General features: G+C 71.5%; 13 protein-coding genes. 2 read left to right on the top strand and 11 right to left on the bottom strand.

What is annotated here, in order from left to right; all coding sequences use genetic code 11:
- Positions 1-268: 268 nt before the first annotated feature.
- The 6 genes from BS75_RS25795 to BS75_RS25770 all read right to left on the bottom strand — a co-directional run bounded on the left by BS75_RS25795 (position 269) and on the right by BS75_RS25770 (position 5305).
- Complete coding sequence (locus BS75_RS25795; protein WP_034089950.1) at positions 269-1156, bottom strand: hypothetical protein; 888 nt, start codon at positions 1154-1156, stop codon at positions 269-271.
- Positions 1153-2070 (bottom strand): ABC transporter ATP-binding protein, encoded by a 918-nt coding sequence (locus BS75_RS25790; RefSeq protein ID WP_034089949.1) that lies wholly within the window; start codon positions 2068-2070, stop codon positions 1153-1155. Before BS75_RS25790 ends, BS75_RS25795 begins: the two co-directional genes overlap by 4 nt.
- Positions 1991-2470 (bottom strand): GntR family transcriptional regulator, encoded by a 480-nt coding sequence (locus BS75_RS25785; RefSeq protein WP_042440009.1) that lies wholly within the window; start codon positions 2468-2470, stop codon positions 1991-1993. Before BS75_RS25785 ends, BS75_RS25790 begins: the two co-directional genes overlap by 80 nt.
- A gap of 81 nt (positions 2471-2551) precedes the next feature.
- A complete protein-coding gene (locus BS75_RS25780) occupies positions 2552-3541 on the bottom strand; it encodes an ABC transporter ATP-binding protein (protein ID WP_034089948.1) in 990 nt (329 codons plus the stop codon).
- A gap of 32 nt (positions 3542-3573) precedes the next feature.
- Positions 3574-4338 (bottom strand): ABC transporter permease, encoded by a 765-nt coding sequence (locus BS75_RS25775; RefSeq protein WP_174515083.1) that lies wholly within the window; start codon positions 4336-4338, stop codon positions 3574-3576.
- A 61-nt stretch (positions 4339-4399) separates the two neighbouring features.
- Positions 4400-5305, bottom strand: coding sequence for an ABC transporter permease (locus BS75_RS25770; protein WP_081983372.1), 906 nt, complete (start codon positions 5303-5305; stop codon positions 4400-4402).
- Positions 5306-6061: 756 nt separating this feature from the next.
- Between BS75_RS25770 and BS75_RS51565 the strand changes: the two genes are divergently transcribed.
- Positions 6062-8242 (top strand): transglycosylase domain-containing protein, encoded by a 2181-nt coding sequence (locus BS75_RS51565; RefSeq protein WP_052069695.1) that lies wholly within the window; start codon positions 6062-6064, stop codon positions 8240-8242.
- An 84-nt stretch (positions 8243-8326) separates the two neighbouring features.
- Here the strand turns inward: BS75_RS51565 and BS75_RS25760 are convergent, their stop codons facing one another.
- The 3 genes from BS75_RS25760 to BS75_RS25750 all read right to left on the bottom strand — a co-directional run bounded on the left by BS75_RS25760 (position 8327) and on the right by BS75_RS25750 (position 10425).
- On the bottom strand, positions 8327-9586 hold the full coding sequence (locus BS75_RS25760; RefSeq protein WP_034089947.1) for a glycosyltransferase 87 family protein: 1260 nt from the start codon (positions 9584-9586) through the stop codon (positions 8327-8329).
- A 59-nt stretch (positions 9587-9645) separates the two neighbouring features.
- Positions 9646-9948 carry a GroES family chaperonin gene (locus tag BS75_RS25755; protein ID WP_152646184.1) on the bottom strand — a complete coding sequence of 101 codons (303 nt, stop codon included), beginning with the start codon at positions 9946-9948 and terminating at the stop codon, positions 9646-9648.
- Positions 9949-10077: 129 nt separating this feature from the next.
- The gene (locus BS75_RS25750) at positions 10078-10425 is read right to left on the bottom strand and encodes a DUF3618 domain-containing protein (protein ID WP_042440010.1); all 348 of its coding nucleotides are present in this window, start codon (positions 10423-10425) and stop codon (positions 10078-10080) included.
- Positions 10426-10565: 140 nt separating this feature from the next.
- On the opposite strand from BS75_RS25750, the gene bcp reads away from it, so the two are divergent.
- Positions 10566-11033 carry a thioredoxin-dependent thiol peroxidase gene (gene bcp / locus BS75_RS25745; RefSeq protein ID WP_034089946.1) on the top strand — a complete coding sequence of 156 codons (468 nt, stop codon included), beginning with the start codon at positions 10566-10568 and terminating at the stop codon, positions 11031-11033.
- Between the two features lie 80 nt (positions 11034-11113).
- Here bcp and BS75_RS25740 read toward each other — a convergent pair whose 3' ends face one another.
- Both BS75_RS25740 and BS75_RS25735 read right to left on the bottom strand, forming a co-directional pair.
- Positions 11114-13507 (bottom strand): glycosyl hydrolase family 18 protein, encoded by a 2394-nt coding sequence (locus tag BS75_RS25740; protein WP_231607894.1) that lies wholly within the window; start codon positions 13505-13507, stop codon positions 11114-11116.
- 140 nt (positions 13508-13647) lie between these two features.
- Positions 13648-15207 carry a carbohydrate binding domain-containing protein gene (locus BS75_RS25735; RefSeq protein WP_052069694.1) on the bottom strand — a complete coding sequence of 520 codons (1560 nt, stop codon included), beginning with the start codon at positions 15205-15207 and terminating at the stop codon, positions 13648-13650.
- Positions 15208-15564 lie beyond the last annotated feature (357 nt).

Raw genomic sequence — 15564 nt, 5'->3', positions numbered from 1 at the left:
CCACGCCGGGCCGGCGGTTACTGGTCTGGACCAGACTGTGAAATCCGCCGGCGCCCGCCCGGCCGCAGCGGCGCGGGCCGCTGCGGTCGGAGGCCTCGCCGGTGGCCGTCGGTCAGCGCCAAAAAATCAGCTACAGCCGGTACCGCCCCGACCCGGGCCACCACCCGACCCGATCCGTGAACGCTCCCACTCCCAGGGCTGTCGACCATGGGAACCTGATCGCATGAGGATCGGACCAGGGACGGCGGCCGAACAGGGATCGCCGGGATCAGAGGTTGCCGGTGTGGCGGCGCAGCACCCGGAACGCGAGCAGGGCGAGCAGGGCGGCGACCGCGAGGGTGACTGCGGACTGCGCCAACTGGTAGGGCCAGTAGTCCGCCCGTGAGAGCGAGTTCTGCAGCAGGCTGTCGCACGGCAGCAGTCCGTAGAACTGCATGCCCAGAAAGCCGCCGGGGGCCGTGCCGTGCACCTTGGAGAGGGCCGGGAAGTCCAGCAGCAGTGCCGCCCGGGAGCGCACCAGCAGAGCCGTCAGCACCCACGTCAGTGCGGCCCCGGCGAGGGCGCCGGACCAGGTGTTGCGCAGGACGGTTCCGGCCAGCGCGCCGGCGGCGACGCCCAGGACCACGTAGGCGAGGGTGACCGGGCCGACGGTGAGGATGATCGTCTGGGCCTGGTCGCCGGGACTGAGCAGGCCCAGGTGGTCGGCGCGGGCGACATTGAGTCGGTACAGCACCACCAGGGGCAGCACCAGGACGGTGAGGAGCGCCGCCAGCATCGACCAGCGGACGCCGAACCAGCGTCGCGGGGAGATCGACTGGCCGAGCGTCAGTACCGTCAGCCGGGCCTGCCATTCCTCTCCGGTCGCCCGGCCGGCGAGGAGGGCGGCGAACAGGGCCGGCAGGAAGGCGATGCGTCCGCCGTACGTGGAGAAGGAGTTGATCCTGAGGAAGCCGAAGGAGTAGGCGCCGACGCGTTCGCGCAGCGCGACGTCACCGGCCCAGCCGTGGTAGCGGTAGACCAGCAGGGCGGATATGCCCGTGATCGCCAGCAGCAGCACCAGGGCGGGCCGCCGGTAGATCCGCGCGACGGTGCGCGCGAGGGGCCAGTGCTCGCCGGTGGTCCGGGCTTCGGGGGTGTCGAGGGCGATGGTGCTCATGCGGCGGTGTCCTGGTGTCGGGGATCTGCGGGAAGGGCGAGCGCGGGGGCGGTCGGCGTGCCGAGGTGGGCGAGGACCAGCTCCTCCAGGGAGGGCCGCTCCGCCTGCCAGGCTGCGGGCAGCACGGCGGCGGGCCGGATCAGCGCGGTGGTGCCGCGACCGGCCGGACGGGACTCAACCACGACGTGCCCGGCCAACTGGCCGGTTCCGCCGGGGAGGGTGACCACCGCGTGGGCGTCGGTCAGCTCCTCGATCTCACCGCACAGCCGCACCCGGCCCTCGTGGAGGACCAGCAGGTGGTCGCAGGCGTCGGCCAGCTCGGCGATGATGTGCGAGGACATCACCACGGTGCACCCGGTGTCGGCGACGTGTGCCATGAGCAGCCCCATCAGCTCCTGGCGGGCCAGGACGTCGAGGTCGGCCATGGGCTCGTCGAGCAGCAGCAGGTCGGCGCGTTTGCCCAGGGCGACCGCGAGAGCGACCCGGGTGCGTTCGCCGCCAGAGAGGTCGCGTACCTGGTCCCTGCGGTCGAACCGGGAGATGTCGGCCACCTGCTGCGCCATCCCGGCGTCCCAGTTACCCCGGTTGGCCCGGGCGGCGAAGCACAGCGTCTCCGCCACGGTGAACCTGCGGAACAGCGGGCGGTCCTGGGGCAGGTAGGCCACCCGCGGGTGGCCGGTCCGGGCCGGCTGCCCGAAGACCTCCACGGTGCCGGCGGAGGGCCGCTGGACGCCCGCGGCCAGCTCCAGCAGGGTCGACTTGCCCGAGCCGTTGGGGCCGACCAGGGCGCAGATGACGCCGGCGGGAAGCTGGAAGGTCGCGTCCGCCAGGACATCAGGGCCCCGGCGACGGTGCCGCCCGGTCAGTCCGCGGGCCGTGAGCGCCGCCTCGGGGCTGCTGCTGGGGGACGTCATCGGTGATCCTTCTGGGGTAGAGGTCGTTGAGCACGGACCCGAAGAGTGCGTCGAGGTCGTCGCGTTCCAGGCCGGCCGCGCGGGCGCGGCCGGCCACTTCGGCGAGTTCGGCGTGCCACGGTGAGTCCGCCGGGGCCACGCCGAGCGTGCCCACCACGAACGTCCCGTGCCTGCGCCGGGTCTCGACCAGCCCCCGGGATTCGAGTTCGCGGTAGGACTTGAGGACGGTGTTGGGGTTCAACGCCGTCGCTTCCACCACCTCCCGGGCAGTGGGGAGCCGGTCGCCGGGCTCCAGCAGCCCGAGCCGCAGGGCGCTCTCGACCTGCTGCACGATCTGGAGATAGCTGGCGACACCGCTCCGCCGGTCGATCCGGAAGGCGAACACGATCGCACCATCCATTCCACTAGCTGAGTAGTGGAATGGTGGACCACGGCGGCGGGAACCGTCAAGCCGCCCCGGTCCCCGCGGCCGCGGCCGGCCTCAGCCGGTCGGGCCGGACCTCGCCGTCGCAAGGGCCGGTCCGGGGGACGCGTACATCCGGGCGATGACGTCCTCGATGGCGGGTTCGCGGACCGAGAGGTCGACCAGCGGATGCGCCGCGGCGACGGCGGCGACCAGCGGGGCGGCGCTTGCCGAGGCCGGGAAGGCCAGCCACTGGCGCGGTCCTTCGACCTTGACCACCCGGGTCCCGGGGACGTCGATCGGCGGGGCGGGCAGCGCCAGGTCGACCACCAGGGTGCGCTCGCTCCGGCCCGCCTCGTGCAGGCCGTCCAGACCGCCGTCGTAGACGACCCGGCCGTGGTCGATCACCATCACCCGCGAGCAGAGCCGTTCGATGTCGGTCAGGTCGTGGGTGGTGAGCAGCACCGTCGTCCCGGACTCGGCGTTGATCTCGGCCAGGAACTCACGGACCCGGTTCTTGCTGATCACGTCCAGACCGATGGTGGGCTCGTCCAGGTAGAGCACCTCCGGGTCGTGCAGCAGCGCGGCCGCGATGTCGCCGCGCATCCGCTGCCCGAGCGAGAGTTGACGGACCGGCACGTCCAGCAGCGGGCCGAGCCCCAGCAGCTCGATGCAGCGGTCGAGGTTGCGCCGGTAGCGGGCGTCCTCGATCCGGTAGATCCGGCGGGCCAGCTCGTAGGAGTCGCGCAGCGGCAGGTCCCACCAGAGGGTGGTGCGCTGGCCGAAGACCACGCCGATCCGGCGGGCCAGCCGGGTGCGGTCGCGCTGCGGGTCCACGCCGGCCACCCGCAGCCGTCCCGCGCTGGGGACGAGGATGCCGGTGAGCATCTTGATGGTGGTGGACTTGCCCGCCCCGTTGGGGCCGATGTAGCCCACCATCTCCCCGGCGGTGACGCTGAAGCTGAGGTCCTCGACGGCGCGGACCTCGGTGCGCTCGCGCCGCAGCCGACCGGCCTTGCGGCGGACGGTGAAACTGCGGGCGACGTTCTCGACCTCGATGATGGCCATGTCTCTCCTGTCCAGGTATCGCTGGCGGGTGGTCAACTTCCGGTGCTGCGGTAGGAGCGGAGGGCGGCCCGCCAGAGGAGCCCGGCGGCGGTGGCGAAGGCCAGGGCCACCAGCGGCGAGGCGAAGCGGAACCAGCCGGGCAGGCCGAGGGTGTCCGGCAGACCGAGCACGTACAGCGCGGGCAGCCAGTTCACGAAGGCCAGCGGCACCCCGAAGACCACGCCCCGGACCAGGTCGCGGGCGTAGATGGTCGGCGGGTACTGGAGCATGGTCGCGCCGCCGTAGGTGACCGAGTTCTGCACCTCGGCGGCGTCGGTGGCGAAGAACTGGAACGCCGCCCCGGCCACGAACACCGAGCCGAAGATGACGGTGCCGCAGACCACCAGGACGAGCAGCACCAGCAGCCGTCCGGCCGTCCAGTCGATCGGCAGCCGGCTCAGCGCCCAGCCCAGGATCAGCCCGGACTGGACCACCCGGCCGGCCCGGCGCAGCGCGAAACGGTCCGCACCGAGCTGGGCGAGCGCGGCGGCGGGGCGGACCAGGACGACGTCCACCGAGCCGTCGCGGACCCGCTGGCCGAGCTGGTCCAGGCTGCCGACCAGCAGGTCGGCCAGGCCGAGGGTCAGCCCGGAGGTGCCGTAGAGGAAGGCGACCTGCGGCAGGGTCCAGCCGCCGAGGGCGGTGGTGTGCAGGAACATGATGGCGATGACCACGAAGTCCAGCGCCGAGGTGACCGCGTTGCCGACGGCCGTGATCCAGAAGGAGGTCCGGTAGGCCATCGAGGCCCGCAGCCACATCCCGGCGATCAGCCGGTAGGCGCGCAGTGCGTCGAGGGTGCGGACCAGCGAGCCGGGCTGCTCACCCACCCTGGACCACCACCTTGGCGGCCGCCGCCCGCTGCACCAGCCGGCCGGCCAGCACCAGCACCAGCACCCAGGCCAGTTGCAGGGCCAGCCCGGAGAGCAGCGAGCCCCCGGTCCGCCGCTGGAGGAAGACGTCCTCGGGGATCTGCACCATCCCGGCCCAGGGCAGCCGCTGGAAGAGGGTCGCCAGGCCCGAGGGGAAGAGCGTCAGCGGCAGCAGGAAGCCGGAGCAGAACATCCCGAGCACCAGCGCGACCTGCCGCATCCCGCGCGGGTCCAACAGCCAGAAGCCGGTGAGCGCGGTCATGTAGCGGATCATGAAGCTGACGGTGATCCCGAGCAGCAGCGACAGCAGGAAGCAGGACCAGGTCAGCACCTCCTCGGCGAGGCCGCCGGAGGGCATCCGCAGATGGAAGCAGAGGCCGCCGACCAGCAGCGGCAGCACCCCGCGCGACAGCAGGTGGTAGGCCGCCCGGCCGAGGTCGCTCGCCAGCCACCAGCCCTGCTGGTCCACCGGCCGGTAGAGGTCCACCGCGATGTCGCCGGAGACGATCCGCGCCTCCAGGTCGTCCTGGACGCCGCCGCCCATCGCGGCCACCGGCATCAGCAGGGCCTGGCCGAGCCAGACGTAGGTGAGGGCCGCACTGAGGTCGTAGCCGCCGAGGTGCGGCCGGATCTCCCAGAGGGCCCGGTAGGTGTAGGCGATGAAGAAGCCGAAGACGGTGTTGGTGAAGGTTCCGGCCCAGGTCGCGGCGCGGTAGGTGGCGTAGCGGCGGAAGCTGCCCCGGGCGACGGCGGTGTACAGCCTGGAGGCGGAGCGGAGTTCGTGGCGCCGCCGCCCGGGGTCCGGATCGGGGGGTTCCGGGTCGGGCGGGCGGGCTTCGGCGACGGTTCGGCTCATGGTCGGGCTCATCGGGGGCACGTCCTCTCGTCGGCCGCGCGGAGGCAGCGGCACGGATCAGGGCATGGCGGATCCCGCCAGGGCGTGGCCTGAGGCCCGTCCTGACCTGGGGCGCGCAGAAATCCGTCGGATACGGGCGCACGCCGACCAGGCCCCGTCCGCTGCCACCCGGGGGGGTGAGCGAAGGGGCTGGGACCGTGTGAAGTTGTGGGTTCCCGAAGGATAGCCACTCCGACCGCCACGCCGCACCCCGTTTGCAGCCGACCAATGGGGCATCGAGGGAGCTGACGGAACATAATCGGACTCACAACACGGCGTCAGACGGTCACAGAGTGTCAGCAACGCCCCGCAGTGGGCCAAGGAGCAGCGCGCGATGAGCCAAGGACCTAAGGGACCGGACTGGGGCCCCGGCTGGGGCCGGGACGACTCCGACAGCCCCGAAGGCCCGCAGGGGCAGCACGGCCAGGACGGCCCGGCTCCCGGCACCGGTCGCCCGGTGGGCTCCACGCCCGTCCCGCCCCGGCCGCACCCACGTCCTCCACCCCGCCCACCCCGCCCACGTCCACCACCCCGCCCACGCCGCCGCCGGCCGCCGGCGGCTGGCCGCCCGCACCGGACGCCCTGGCCGCCGAGGACCGGGCCGAGGGCGGCGGCCCCGGCGCCGGTTGGCGGGACCGCCGCCGGGCCAAGAAGCAGGCCCGGCGGGCCGCCCGCAAGGCCAAGCCCTGGTGGCGGCGACTGATCCCGACCTGGCGGATGGTCCTCGGCGGCGTCCTCGCCCTGCTGCTGATCGGCATCGGCGCCTTCGTCGCGATGTACATGCTGGTCACCGTGCCCGACCCGAACGCAGCCGCGACCGCGCAGAGCAATGTCTACTACTACGCCGACAACACCACCGAGCTGGGCCGGACCGGCGCGGTGAACCGGGTCTCGGTCCCGATCAGCCAGATCTCGATCAACATGCAGCACGCGGCGGTCTCCGCCGAGGACCGCACCTTCTACACCAACCGGGGCGTCAGCATCACCGGCATCGTCCGCGCGGGCTGGTACACCGTCACCGGGAAGGGCCTCCAGGGCGGTTCCACCATCACCCAGCAGTACGTCAAGAACTACTACCTGACCCAGGAGCAGAACCTGGTCCGCAAGGCCAAGGAGTTCTTCATCGCGCTCAAGGTCGACCAGACCGAGAGCAAGGACACGATCATGGCCGGCTACCTCAACACCAGCTACTTCGGCCGCAACGCCTACGGCATCCAGGCCGCAGCCCAGGCGTACTACGGGATCAACGCCGCTCAGCTGAACGTCCCGCAGGCGGCCTACCTGGCCGCGCTGCTCCAGGCGCCCAGCGCCTACGACGTGGGCACCGCCACCGCGCAGGGCAAGGCCGAGGCCGTCGCCCGCTGGAACTACGTGCTGGACGGCATGGTCAAGCTGGGCTGGCTGGACCAGGACGAGCGCAACAGCATGACCTTCCCGGCCACCAGGGCACCCAGCACCACCATCGGCGTCGGCGGCCAGGCGGGCTACCTCATCGACATCGCCAACCACTACCTCAACGACAACAACATCGTCGACTCGGGCACCCTCGCGGCCGGCGGCTGGCGGATCACCACCACCTTCGTCAAACCAGACCAGGACGCGCTGGCCTCCGCCGTCCGGACCGAGTTCACCGATCTGCTGCCGAACACCCAGAAGGCCAAGGACGTCCGCGCCGCCGCCGGCTCGGTCGACCCGGCCACCGGCAAGCTGCTCGCCGCCTACGGCGGTCCGGACTACGCCGTCCAGGAGTACAACGACGCCCTGCGCACCGACATCCAGGTCGGCTCGACCTTCAAGGCCTTCGACCTGGCCGCCGGGCTGCAGAACCAGGCCACCACCCAGGACGGCGTGCCGATCACCCCGAGCACCCTCTACGACGGGACCAGCGGACGCGAGGTCCAGGGGCTCCCGGCCGGTCTGCACTACGCGCCGCCGAACGAGGACGACAAGAGCTACGGCGAGATCAGCCTCAGCTTCGCGATGCAGGATTCGGTCAACAGCGTGTACGCGCAGGAGGCCGCCGACGCCGGGCTGAACAACGTCCGCACCGCCGCCATCTCCGCCGGGCTGCCGCCGAACACCCCCAGCATGAGCGCGAGCGACCCCTCGATCGCGCTGGGCGTGGCAACCCCCAACGCCATCCAGATGGCGGGGGCCTACGCGACCTTCGACAACCACGGCCGGCAGATCACCCCCTGGTCGGTGCAGCAGCTCAGCCATGACGGCACGGTCAAGGCGCTTCCCGCGCACCCGGCCGCCACCGCCTTCAGCCGCGACACCGCCGACACCGTCACCTCGGTGCTGCAGGGCGTCATCACCCCGGCCGGCACCGGCTACGTCGCGCTCGGCCTGGGGCGGCCGGCGGCCGGCAAGACCGGGACCACCGACAGCAACCTGTCCGCCTGGTTCATCGGCTACACGCCGCAGCTGGTCACCTCGGTCGGCCTGTTCGCCGAGGACCCGACCACCCACGGGCGGGTGTCGCTCGGCGACGCGGCCGGGGTCACCCGGGTCAACGGCGGAACCTTCCCCGCGCAGATCTGGACCGACTACATGACGGCCGCCCTCGACGGGCAGCCCGACGAGCCGTTCGACCTGCAGATCAGCAGCAGCAACGCCGCGCCCACGGCCGCCCCGTCGAGCGCCTCGACCTCCGCCCCGGCGACCCCGTCCAGCAGCGCCTCGGGCAACCCGCCGGCCACCGGATCCGAGCCGGTTGCCAGCCAGACAGCGGGTCAGGGCGGCTCGACGACGCCCTCCGTCCCGGCCGGGACCACGCCGCCGCCGACCACCCCGAGTTCGCCCCCGGCCGGCAACGTCCCCGGTCAGGACAACGGAGTGCAGCCCAGCGGGGCCGCCATCTCCGCCCCCGCCGTCCCGCTCGGCGCCGCGCCCTGACCGCCGCTCGGACGACGGTCGGGCGCCGGTCGGACGACGGTCGGGCGCCGGTCGGACGACGGTCGGGCGCCGGTCGGACGACGGTCAGGCGACGGGGTCCAGGGCCGCCGGACGGTCGGTCCCGAGCTCCGTCGCCGCCGTCCGCTCCGGGGCCGGCCGGGTCGCGGTCCACAGCCGCCGGGCCGCGAGCAGCGCTGCCGCGCCGATCAGCAGGTCACGCAGGGTCAACAGCAGCGCGGCCGGGACCGACCCGTGCACCAGCGCCCGGCCCATGAAGGGGAACACCGCCATCGTCAGCGGGCAGGCGAGCAGCACCAGCAGCGCCGGGAGGCGCTGCGAGGTCGCCGGACGGACCAGGCAGACGGCCGCCAGCCCGACCAGCCACACCAGGTACTGCGGGCTGAGCACCCGGCTGGTGGCGACGAAGAGCAGCACCGCCGTGAACGCGGCGTCGGGCAGCACCGTCTCCGCGCCCCGGTCCGAACGCCGCGCCCACCACAGCAGCCAGCCGAGCGCCGCCACCGACAGCAACTCGCCGACCAGCGCCACCGAGCCGACCCCGGGGCCGAGGAACTCCGTCGAGCCCTCGTGCACCCCGACGTGCCCGGTCCAGCCGAGGTGCCGGAGCAGCTGGAAGGGCAGCGCGGGCAGCGCCTCGAACTCGATCCCCCGGTCCTGCTGCGCCGTCAGGAAGCTCAGTGCGCCCGGCATCGTCGCCAGGAACAGCAGGGTGCCCAGCAGCACCGTCGTCCCGGCCGCCACCAGGGCGACCCGACCCCGACGACCGCGCGCGATCCCCGCCAGCAGCAGCACCGGCCACACCTTGACCAGGGTGCCGAGACCCACCAGCAGCCCGAACGCGGCGTCGGACCAGGGCCCGGCCGCGCCCCGGCGCCCGCTCCCGGCGGCCGCGACCAGCGCGGCCACCGCCAGGGCCGTCACCATCACGTCGAAGCGGTTCCACGGGGTCGTCCACAGCAGCGGCAGGCCCAGCGTCCAGATCCAGCAGCCGGCCAGGCTGCGCGGCGACCCGTCCGCCCTCGGCCGACCCGCGCGCAGCAGCAGGAAGGCCACCAGCGCGTCGCAGAGCGCGCACACCAGGATGAACGCGTGCCCGTAGTCGGTGAACTGCAGCAGCGCCGGGAGCAGCAGCGGCCCCGCCGCGCCCGGCGGGTACTGCCAGGCGACGTCGTGCAGCGGGAAGGTCCCGGTCCGCAGCAGCTCGAACCACGGCTGGTAGACCTCGGAGACGGAGTAGTCGAGACCGCCCGGGGCCGCGAACGGACCCACCTTCAGCGAGCCGGCCACCAGCAGGATCCGGGTCACCGCCCAGAGCGCCGCCACCGCCGCGCGCGACTCCCGGACCTCCGCCGGAAGTCCTCGCGGCGGCGCGGCCCCACTGCTCAGAGGTACAGCCCGGTGTTGCCGCCGGTGTCGCCGACCCGCTCGGCCGCCACCGCGTGGACGTCGCGCTCCCGCAGCAGGACGTAGAGGATCCCGCGCACCTCGACCTCGGAGCGGTCCTCCGGGTCGTAGAGCACTCGGTCGCCGGGCTCGATGCTGCGGACGTTCTGGCCGACGGCCACGACCTCGGCCCAGGCGCAGCGCTTGCTCAGCGCGGCGGTGGCCGGGATCAGGATGCCGCCGGTCGACCGGCGGTCCCCCTCGGGGCCGTCCGAGCGCACCAGCACCCGGTCGTGCAGCATCCGGATGGGCAGCTTCTCGCCAAGGGGATAGCCCCGGTCGGTGGAATCGTTCACCCAAGGACCGTACACCGGACCGCCGACACAGCTGCCCTGATCGGCGGTCCTGCCCCGGCGGACGGGGCCCGGCCGCTACTTCTTCCGACGGCGCAGCAGGACCACGCCGACGACCAGCGCCGCACCGATCGCCGCAGCGGGCACGACCCGCTTCCGGTCCAGGTTGCCCTTCTCGTCGGTGAACTGCGCCTTGACCGCCTCGACGCCCTGGTTCACCCGGGTGAAGGCCTGACCCGCCGTCTGCTGGACCTTGGCCGTGGCCTGCGCCTTCATCGAATCGATGATCGTCGACGGGTGCACCGCCACGGCCAGCTGGTCCAGCGTGGCCGCGAGCTGCTTCCGCGTCCGGGCGATGTCCTCCTCGATCTGGGCTGCGCTGCGGACGTCCTTGCCGTCCCGACCCCTCGTGCTGACCTCGCCCACGAGGACACCTTCCCTCCGTCGCCCCATGCTGATGCTCTTGGACAGTTTGTCAGGTCGCGGGTCGCCACGCGCATCGGCACTCGCCATCGGAGTACGTTCTCTGTGCGCGACCGTCCCCATCGACCCCAGGAGCATCGAAGATGAGTGAGCGACTGCAGCCCGGCGACCCGGCCCCGGCCTTCAGCCTGCCGGATGCCGACGGCAAGCAGGTGTCCCTCGCCGACCACCTCGGCCGCAAGGTCATCGTCTACTTCTACCCGGCGGCACTGACACCCGGCTGCACCAAGCAGGCCTGCGACTTCACCGACAACCTGGACGTGCTGGCCGAGGCCGGCTACGACGTGATCGGAATCTCACCGGACAAGCCGGAGAAGCTGGGCAAGTTCCGGGAGAAGGAGAGCCTGCGGGTCACCCTGCTGGCCGACCCCGAGAAGGAGGTCCTGGTGGCGTACGGGGCCTTCGGCGAGAAGAGCATGTACGGGAAGACCGTGACCGGGGTGATCCGCTCCACGGTGGTCGTGGACGAGGAGGGCAAGGTCGAGCGCGCCCTCTACAACGTCAAGGCGACCGGCCATGTGGCCAAGCTGCTGCGCGACCTGAAGGTCTGACCGCCCCACAGGGCGAAGGGCGGCGCACCGGGGGTCCGGTGCGCCGCCCTGCTTCCTGCGCCGCTGCTTACGTCATCGAGCTACTTCATCGAGCTGACCAGGGTGTTGATCAGCGTGCTCGACGAGTCGTCACCCTCGAAGGAGTAGGCGAAGATGCCGCCCAGTCCGCTGGCGGTGGCGTAGGCGCCGCGCGCGGTGATCGCCTGCGGGGTGTCACCGGTGTAGAAGTCGCCGTTGCTGTAGATCCAGGAGCTGTCGGTGGTCGGGTCCCAGTGGACCGTCGCACCCGTGGTCAGGCCCTGGGAGACCAGCTCCTTCCAGTCGGCGATGCCCGCCTCCTGGGTGTAGGTCTGGACCGGGCTGGCTCCGGTCGCGGGCTCGTACAGGCCGTAGTTGCTGCCTGCCGTCACCCCCGACCAGCCTCGGAAGTAGAACGGCACGCCCAGGACTATCTTGCTGGCGGGGAAGCCGCCGGTGATCCCGTACTGCGGGTCGCCGGTGGTGTACGCCTTGATGGTCTCGTCGATGTTGTACTGCTCGTTGCCGGGCGCGACGACCGGGCTCGGGTCGTTCGGCGAGGAGTGCAGCGGGTCCTGGAAGTCGGTCGGACCGGTGGTCTCCCACCCGCCGTGCATGTCGTAGGTCATGACGTCGCCGTAGTCCAGGTACTGCGCGATGGCCGCCGGCTGGATGTCGGCGATCTTGTCCTGGCCGCTGGGCAGGGCCGCGGTCAGCAGGTAGTGCTTGCCGATGCTGTTGCCGTAGGCGTCCAGCTCGGAGCGGAACTCGCCGAGCAGCGCGGTGTAGTTGGCGGTGTCGGCGGCCGAGTGGTCGTTGCCGGTGTGGCCGTCGGCCGACGCCGGGTACTCCCAGTCGATGTCGATGCCGTCGAACAGGCCCGCCGCCGAGCCGGTGCCGCCGGAGGCGTCACCGGAGATGCCGGTCGGCAGGTTGCCCTTGATGAACATGTTGATGCAGGAGGACACGAACGCCTGGCGCGAGGCCTGGGTCGCGGCCGCGTCGGAGAAGTACTTGGAGTAGGTCCAGCCGCCGATCGAGAGGACGATCCGCAGGTTGGGGTACTCCGCCTTGAGCTCGCGCAGCTGGTTGAAGTTGCCCTTGATCGGCTGCGACCAGGCGTCCGAGGTGCCGTCCACGCTGATGTCGCTGGTGTACGACTTCTGGTAGTCGGCGAAGGCGTCGCCCGCACCGTCACCGGCGTCGGGGTCGGACTCGTTGGTCGAGTCGCTGGCCTTGACCGCCTCGAAGCAGGTGTGCGCGGTGGGGTCGATGTTCTCGAAGGCGTAGGTGATGACCTTCAGGCCCGAGGCCGCGCCCGACTGGGCCACGTTCTTCGGGTAGTAGGCGTTGCCGTAGATGCCCCACTGGTCGAAGTACGCGGACTTCATCGGGCCGGTAGCGGCGGCGGCGGTGGTCGCCGTCACCGGGGTGGACTCGCCGGAGGCGTGCCCGTCCTTGTCGTAGCCCTGGACCGTGAAGGTGTACGTGGTGTTCGGCAGCAGCGAGCTGACGGTCACCGAGGTGCCCATCGACGTCGCCATCAGGTTGGCGCCCGAGTAGACGTAGTAGGCCGGTGCGTCGCCGGTCTGCGAGCCGTCGGTGGAGGCGGTCCAGCTCAGGGTGACAGCGGTGTTGGTCACCTTGGCGGTGATCCCGGTGGGCGTGGTCACCAGGCCGTCACCGGTCGGCGCGGTGCCGGTGCCGGTACCGGTGGTGCTGCTCGCCGAGGCGGAGGGCGAGGCGGAGCCGCTCGCGCTGGCCGAGGCGGAGGCCGACGCAGATGCCGACGCCGAGGCAGAGGAGCTCGGCGAGGAGCTGGCGGACGTCGAGGACGACGGGCTGGACGAGGCCGACGCACTCGCGCTGCCGCTCGGGCTGGTGCTGGCGCTGGCGCTGGCACTGCTGCTCGCGGTACCGCCGGGGCCGGTCAGCGAGAGGTCGTCCGCGTAGTAGGTGCCCTCGCCGTACCAGCCGTGGGTGTAGATCTGCACCGAGGTCGTCGAGGCGCCCGTGGTGAAACTGGTCGAGAGCTGCTGCCAGGTCGCCGCGCTCGGCGTCCAGGCGCTGGCGGTGACGCCGGTGCCGGTGGCGCCGAGGTAGACGTAGTCGCCCTCGACATAGCCCGACAGGCTGTAGGTCGTGTTCGGCAGCACCGTCACGGTCTGCGTGCACTGGGCGTCGTCACCGGAGGAGGCGGCCCCCGACAGCGCGTGGGAACCGCTGTGCACCGGAGTGCCGACCACGGTGTCCAGCGTCGAGCAGGTCCAGCCGGTCAGGTTGCCCGACTCGAAGCCGGGGTTGGTCAGCAGATTCACGGCAGCGGCATTGGCGCCCACGACACTCGTGGCCAACGCCGCACAACCGACGACCAGCACGGTCGCGGTGGCCAGAGCGGTGCTGCGCTTCAACCTCCGCTCCGGTCCTCGACGCATGGGCAGGAAGCGTTCTGACATGTCAAAGCTCCTCTGTGGTGTGGGGGGGGGTGGTGCGACACCCGCGCCGGGGTGTGAGCACGGCAGACATGTGGGGGTATGCCTGCGGTGACCCGACGCGGGTGGACTGTGGGGGTGGTGCCGGTCGCGCGCTGCGCGGATCAGCCGTTGAACTGCGTGATGATCTTCGTGAAGTCGTACGGGTTCTGGGTGACGCTGCTGCAGCTCGGGGCGGCCCAGTACTCGGCGACACCCGTGGGGCAGGCCTGGTCCCGGTTGACGTCCCAGTAGGAGAACTGGGCGGCGTGGTTGGCCTGGACGAAGCCGAGCAGGTCGGTGAAGGTGGACTGGGTGAACAGCTCACTGGGCTGGTCGGTGTGGCCGTTCATCAGCTGCACCCCGAGGTGGGCCCAGGCGGTGGCCGCGCTCCAGCCGTACAGGGTCTCCAGCTGGCCGATCACATCGGTGGCCACGCCCTCGGCGGCGGCGGTCTCGGTGCCGCTGTCCAGGCCGAAGTCGAAGTCCATGATGTTGACCCGGTCGATCCGGGCGCCGTCGTTGATCGCCTGCTGGATCTCGTCCCGGCCGCTGTCGGGCAGGCCGACCGTGGTCATCGGGATGGTCAACGAGACCTGGAGGTTGGGGTCCTCCTGCTCCAGCAGCTTGATGGCGCCCCAGCGGACCGCCATGTTGGCGTCCAGGCTGCCGTTCTCCCAGTCCAGGTCGATCCGGTCGAGGTTGTACTTGGTGATGACCGACTGGTAGGCGGCGGCCAGCGCGGTGGAGCTGCCGCAGTCGGTGCCCAACTCGGTGCCGTTGTAGCCGCCGAAGGAGACGCTGACGTCCCCGCCGGCGGCCCGGATCTCGTTGACGTCCGCCAGGACCGTGGTGTCGGTGGAGACCGGGGTGGTCGCGTCGCCGTCCCAGGCCGGGGTGCAGTTGCCCGAGTCGAGGACGAAGGCCATCAGGAACTGGTTCTCGCCGGAGTTGGCGACGATGTCGGAGATGGCCTGCGGGGAGTTCTCCAGCGGCATCAGGTAGACCGGGTGCCGGAAGCTGTTGCTCGCCGGGCTGCTCGGGGAGGAGCTGGCACTCGCGCTGGCGCTGGCGCTCGACGACGCGCTGGCACTGGCCGAGGCACTGGCGGACGCACTCGCGCTGGCCGAGGCACTCGCACTGGCGCTGGCGCTGGCGCTCGCACTGGCGCTGGCCGAGGTGCTCGCGCTGGGGCTGCTGCCGGCGCCGGCGGCTCCGATCAGCGACATCGCGTCCACGCCGAAGGTGCCCTCGCCGTACCAGCCGTGGGTGTAGACGGTCACCGAGGTGGTGGTGGCACCGGTGGTGAAGCTGGTGGTCAGGGTGGTCCAACCGGTGGCCGCCGGGGTCCAGTCGGTCGCGGTGACGCCGGTGCCGGTGGCGCCGATGTAGACGTAGTCGCCCTCGACCTGGCCGCTCAGGGTGTAGGACGAGTTCGGCAGGACCGAGACCGTCTGCGAACACTGCGCGTCGTCCTGCCCGGCCGGGGTGGCGGAGAGGGCGTAGGTCGAGCCGGGGGCGACCGGGCCGGTCACCACCGTGTCCAGCGGCGAACAGGTCCAGCCGCTCAGGTTCCCGGCCGCGAAACCGGGGTTGACCAGCAGTTGAGTGCTGGCGGCGTGCGCCGAACCGGTGACTGCCACCAGTCCGCCGATGCCGAGCACGACGGCCGTGGCTGCGGCCAACAGCTCTCGCCTGAAGTCCTTGCGGACACCGCGACCCGGCGCACCGGCCCGGTTCCGTGGGGGGTTTCCGATCATGTTCTGCCTCCGCAACCACAACATCCGTCACTGAACCTGCGGTCTTGCTGGGGCAGTTGACCGAGGACCCCACACGACTCCTCGGTAACAACCGCTGCTGCATAAATTGGCCTGGACCATCCCCCAGCGTCAAGACACCATTCAGCAACGTGTCACTTAAGTTTCCTTAAGGTTCACGGAAATCGCAGGTCAGCAGAGGCATGGCTCAAATTGGCCTAGTCCTATTGGTCTCAACCACGACGGTGAGCACGTCACCCCGGCGGGCATCCCGGGGCGTGTGGT

This window comes from Streptacidiphilus albus JL83 (assembly GCF_000744705.1).
Taxonomy (GTDB): Bacteria; Actinomycetota; Actinomycetes; order Streptomycetales; family Streptomycetaceae; genus Streptacidiphilus; species Streptacidiphilus albus.
The sequence above is the reverse complement of the archived record's forward strand: the minus strand, read 5'-3'. Positions and strand labels throughout refer to the sequence as shown.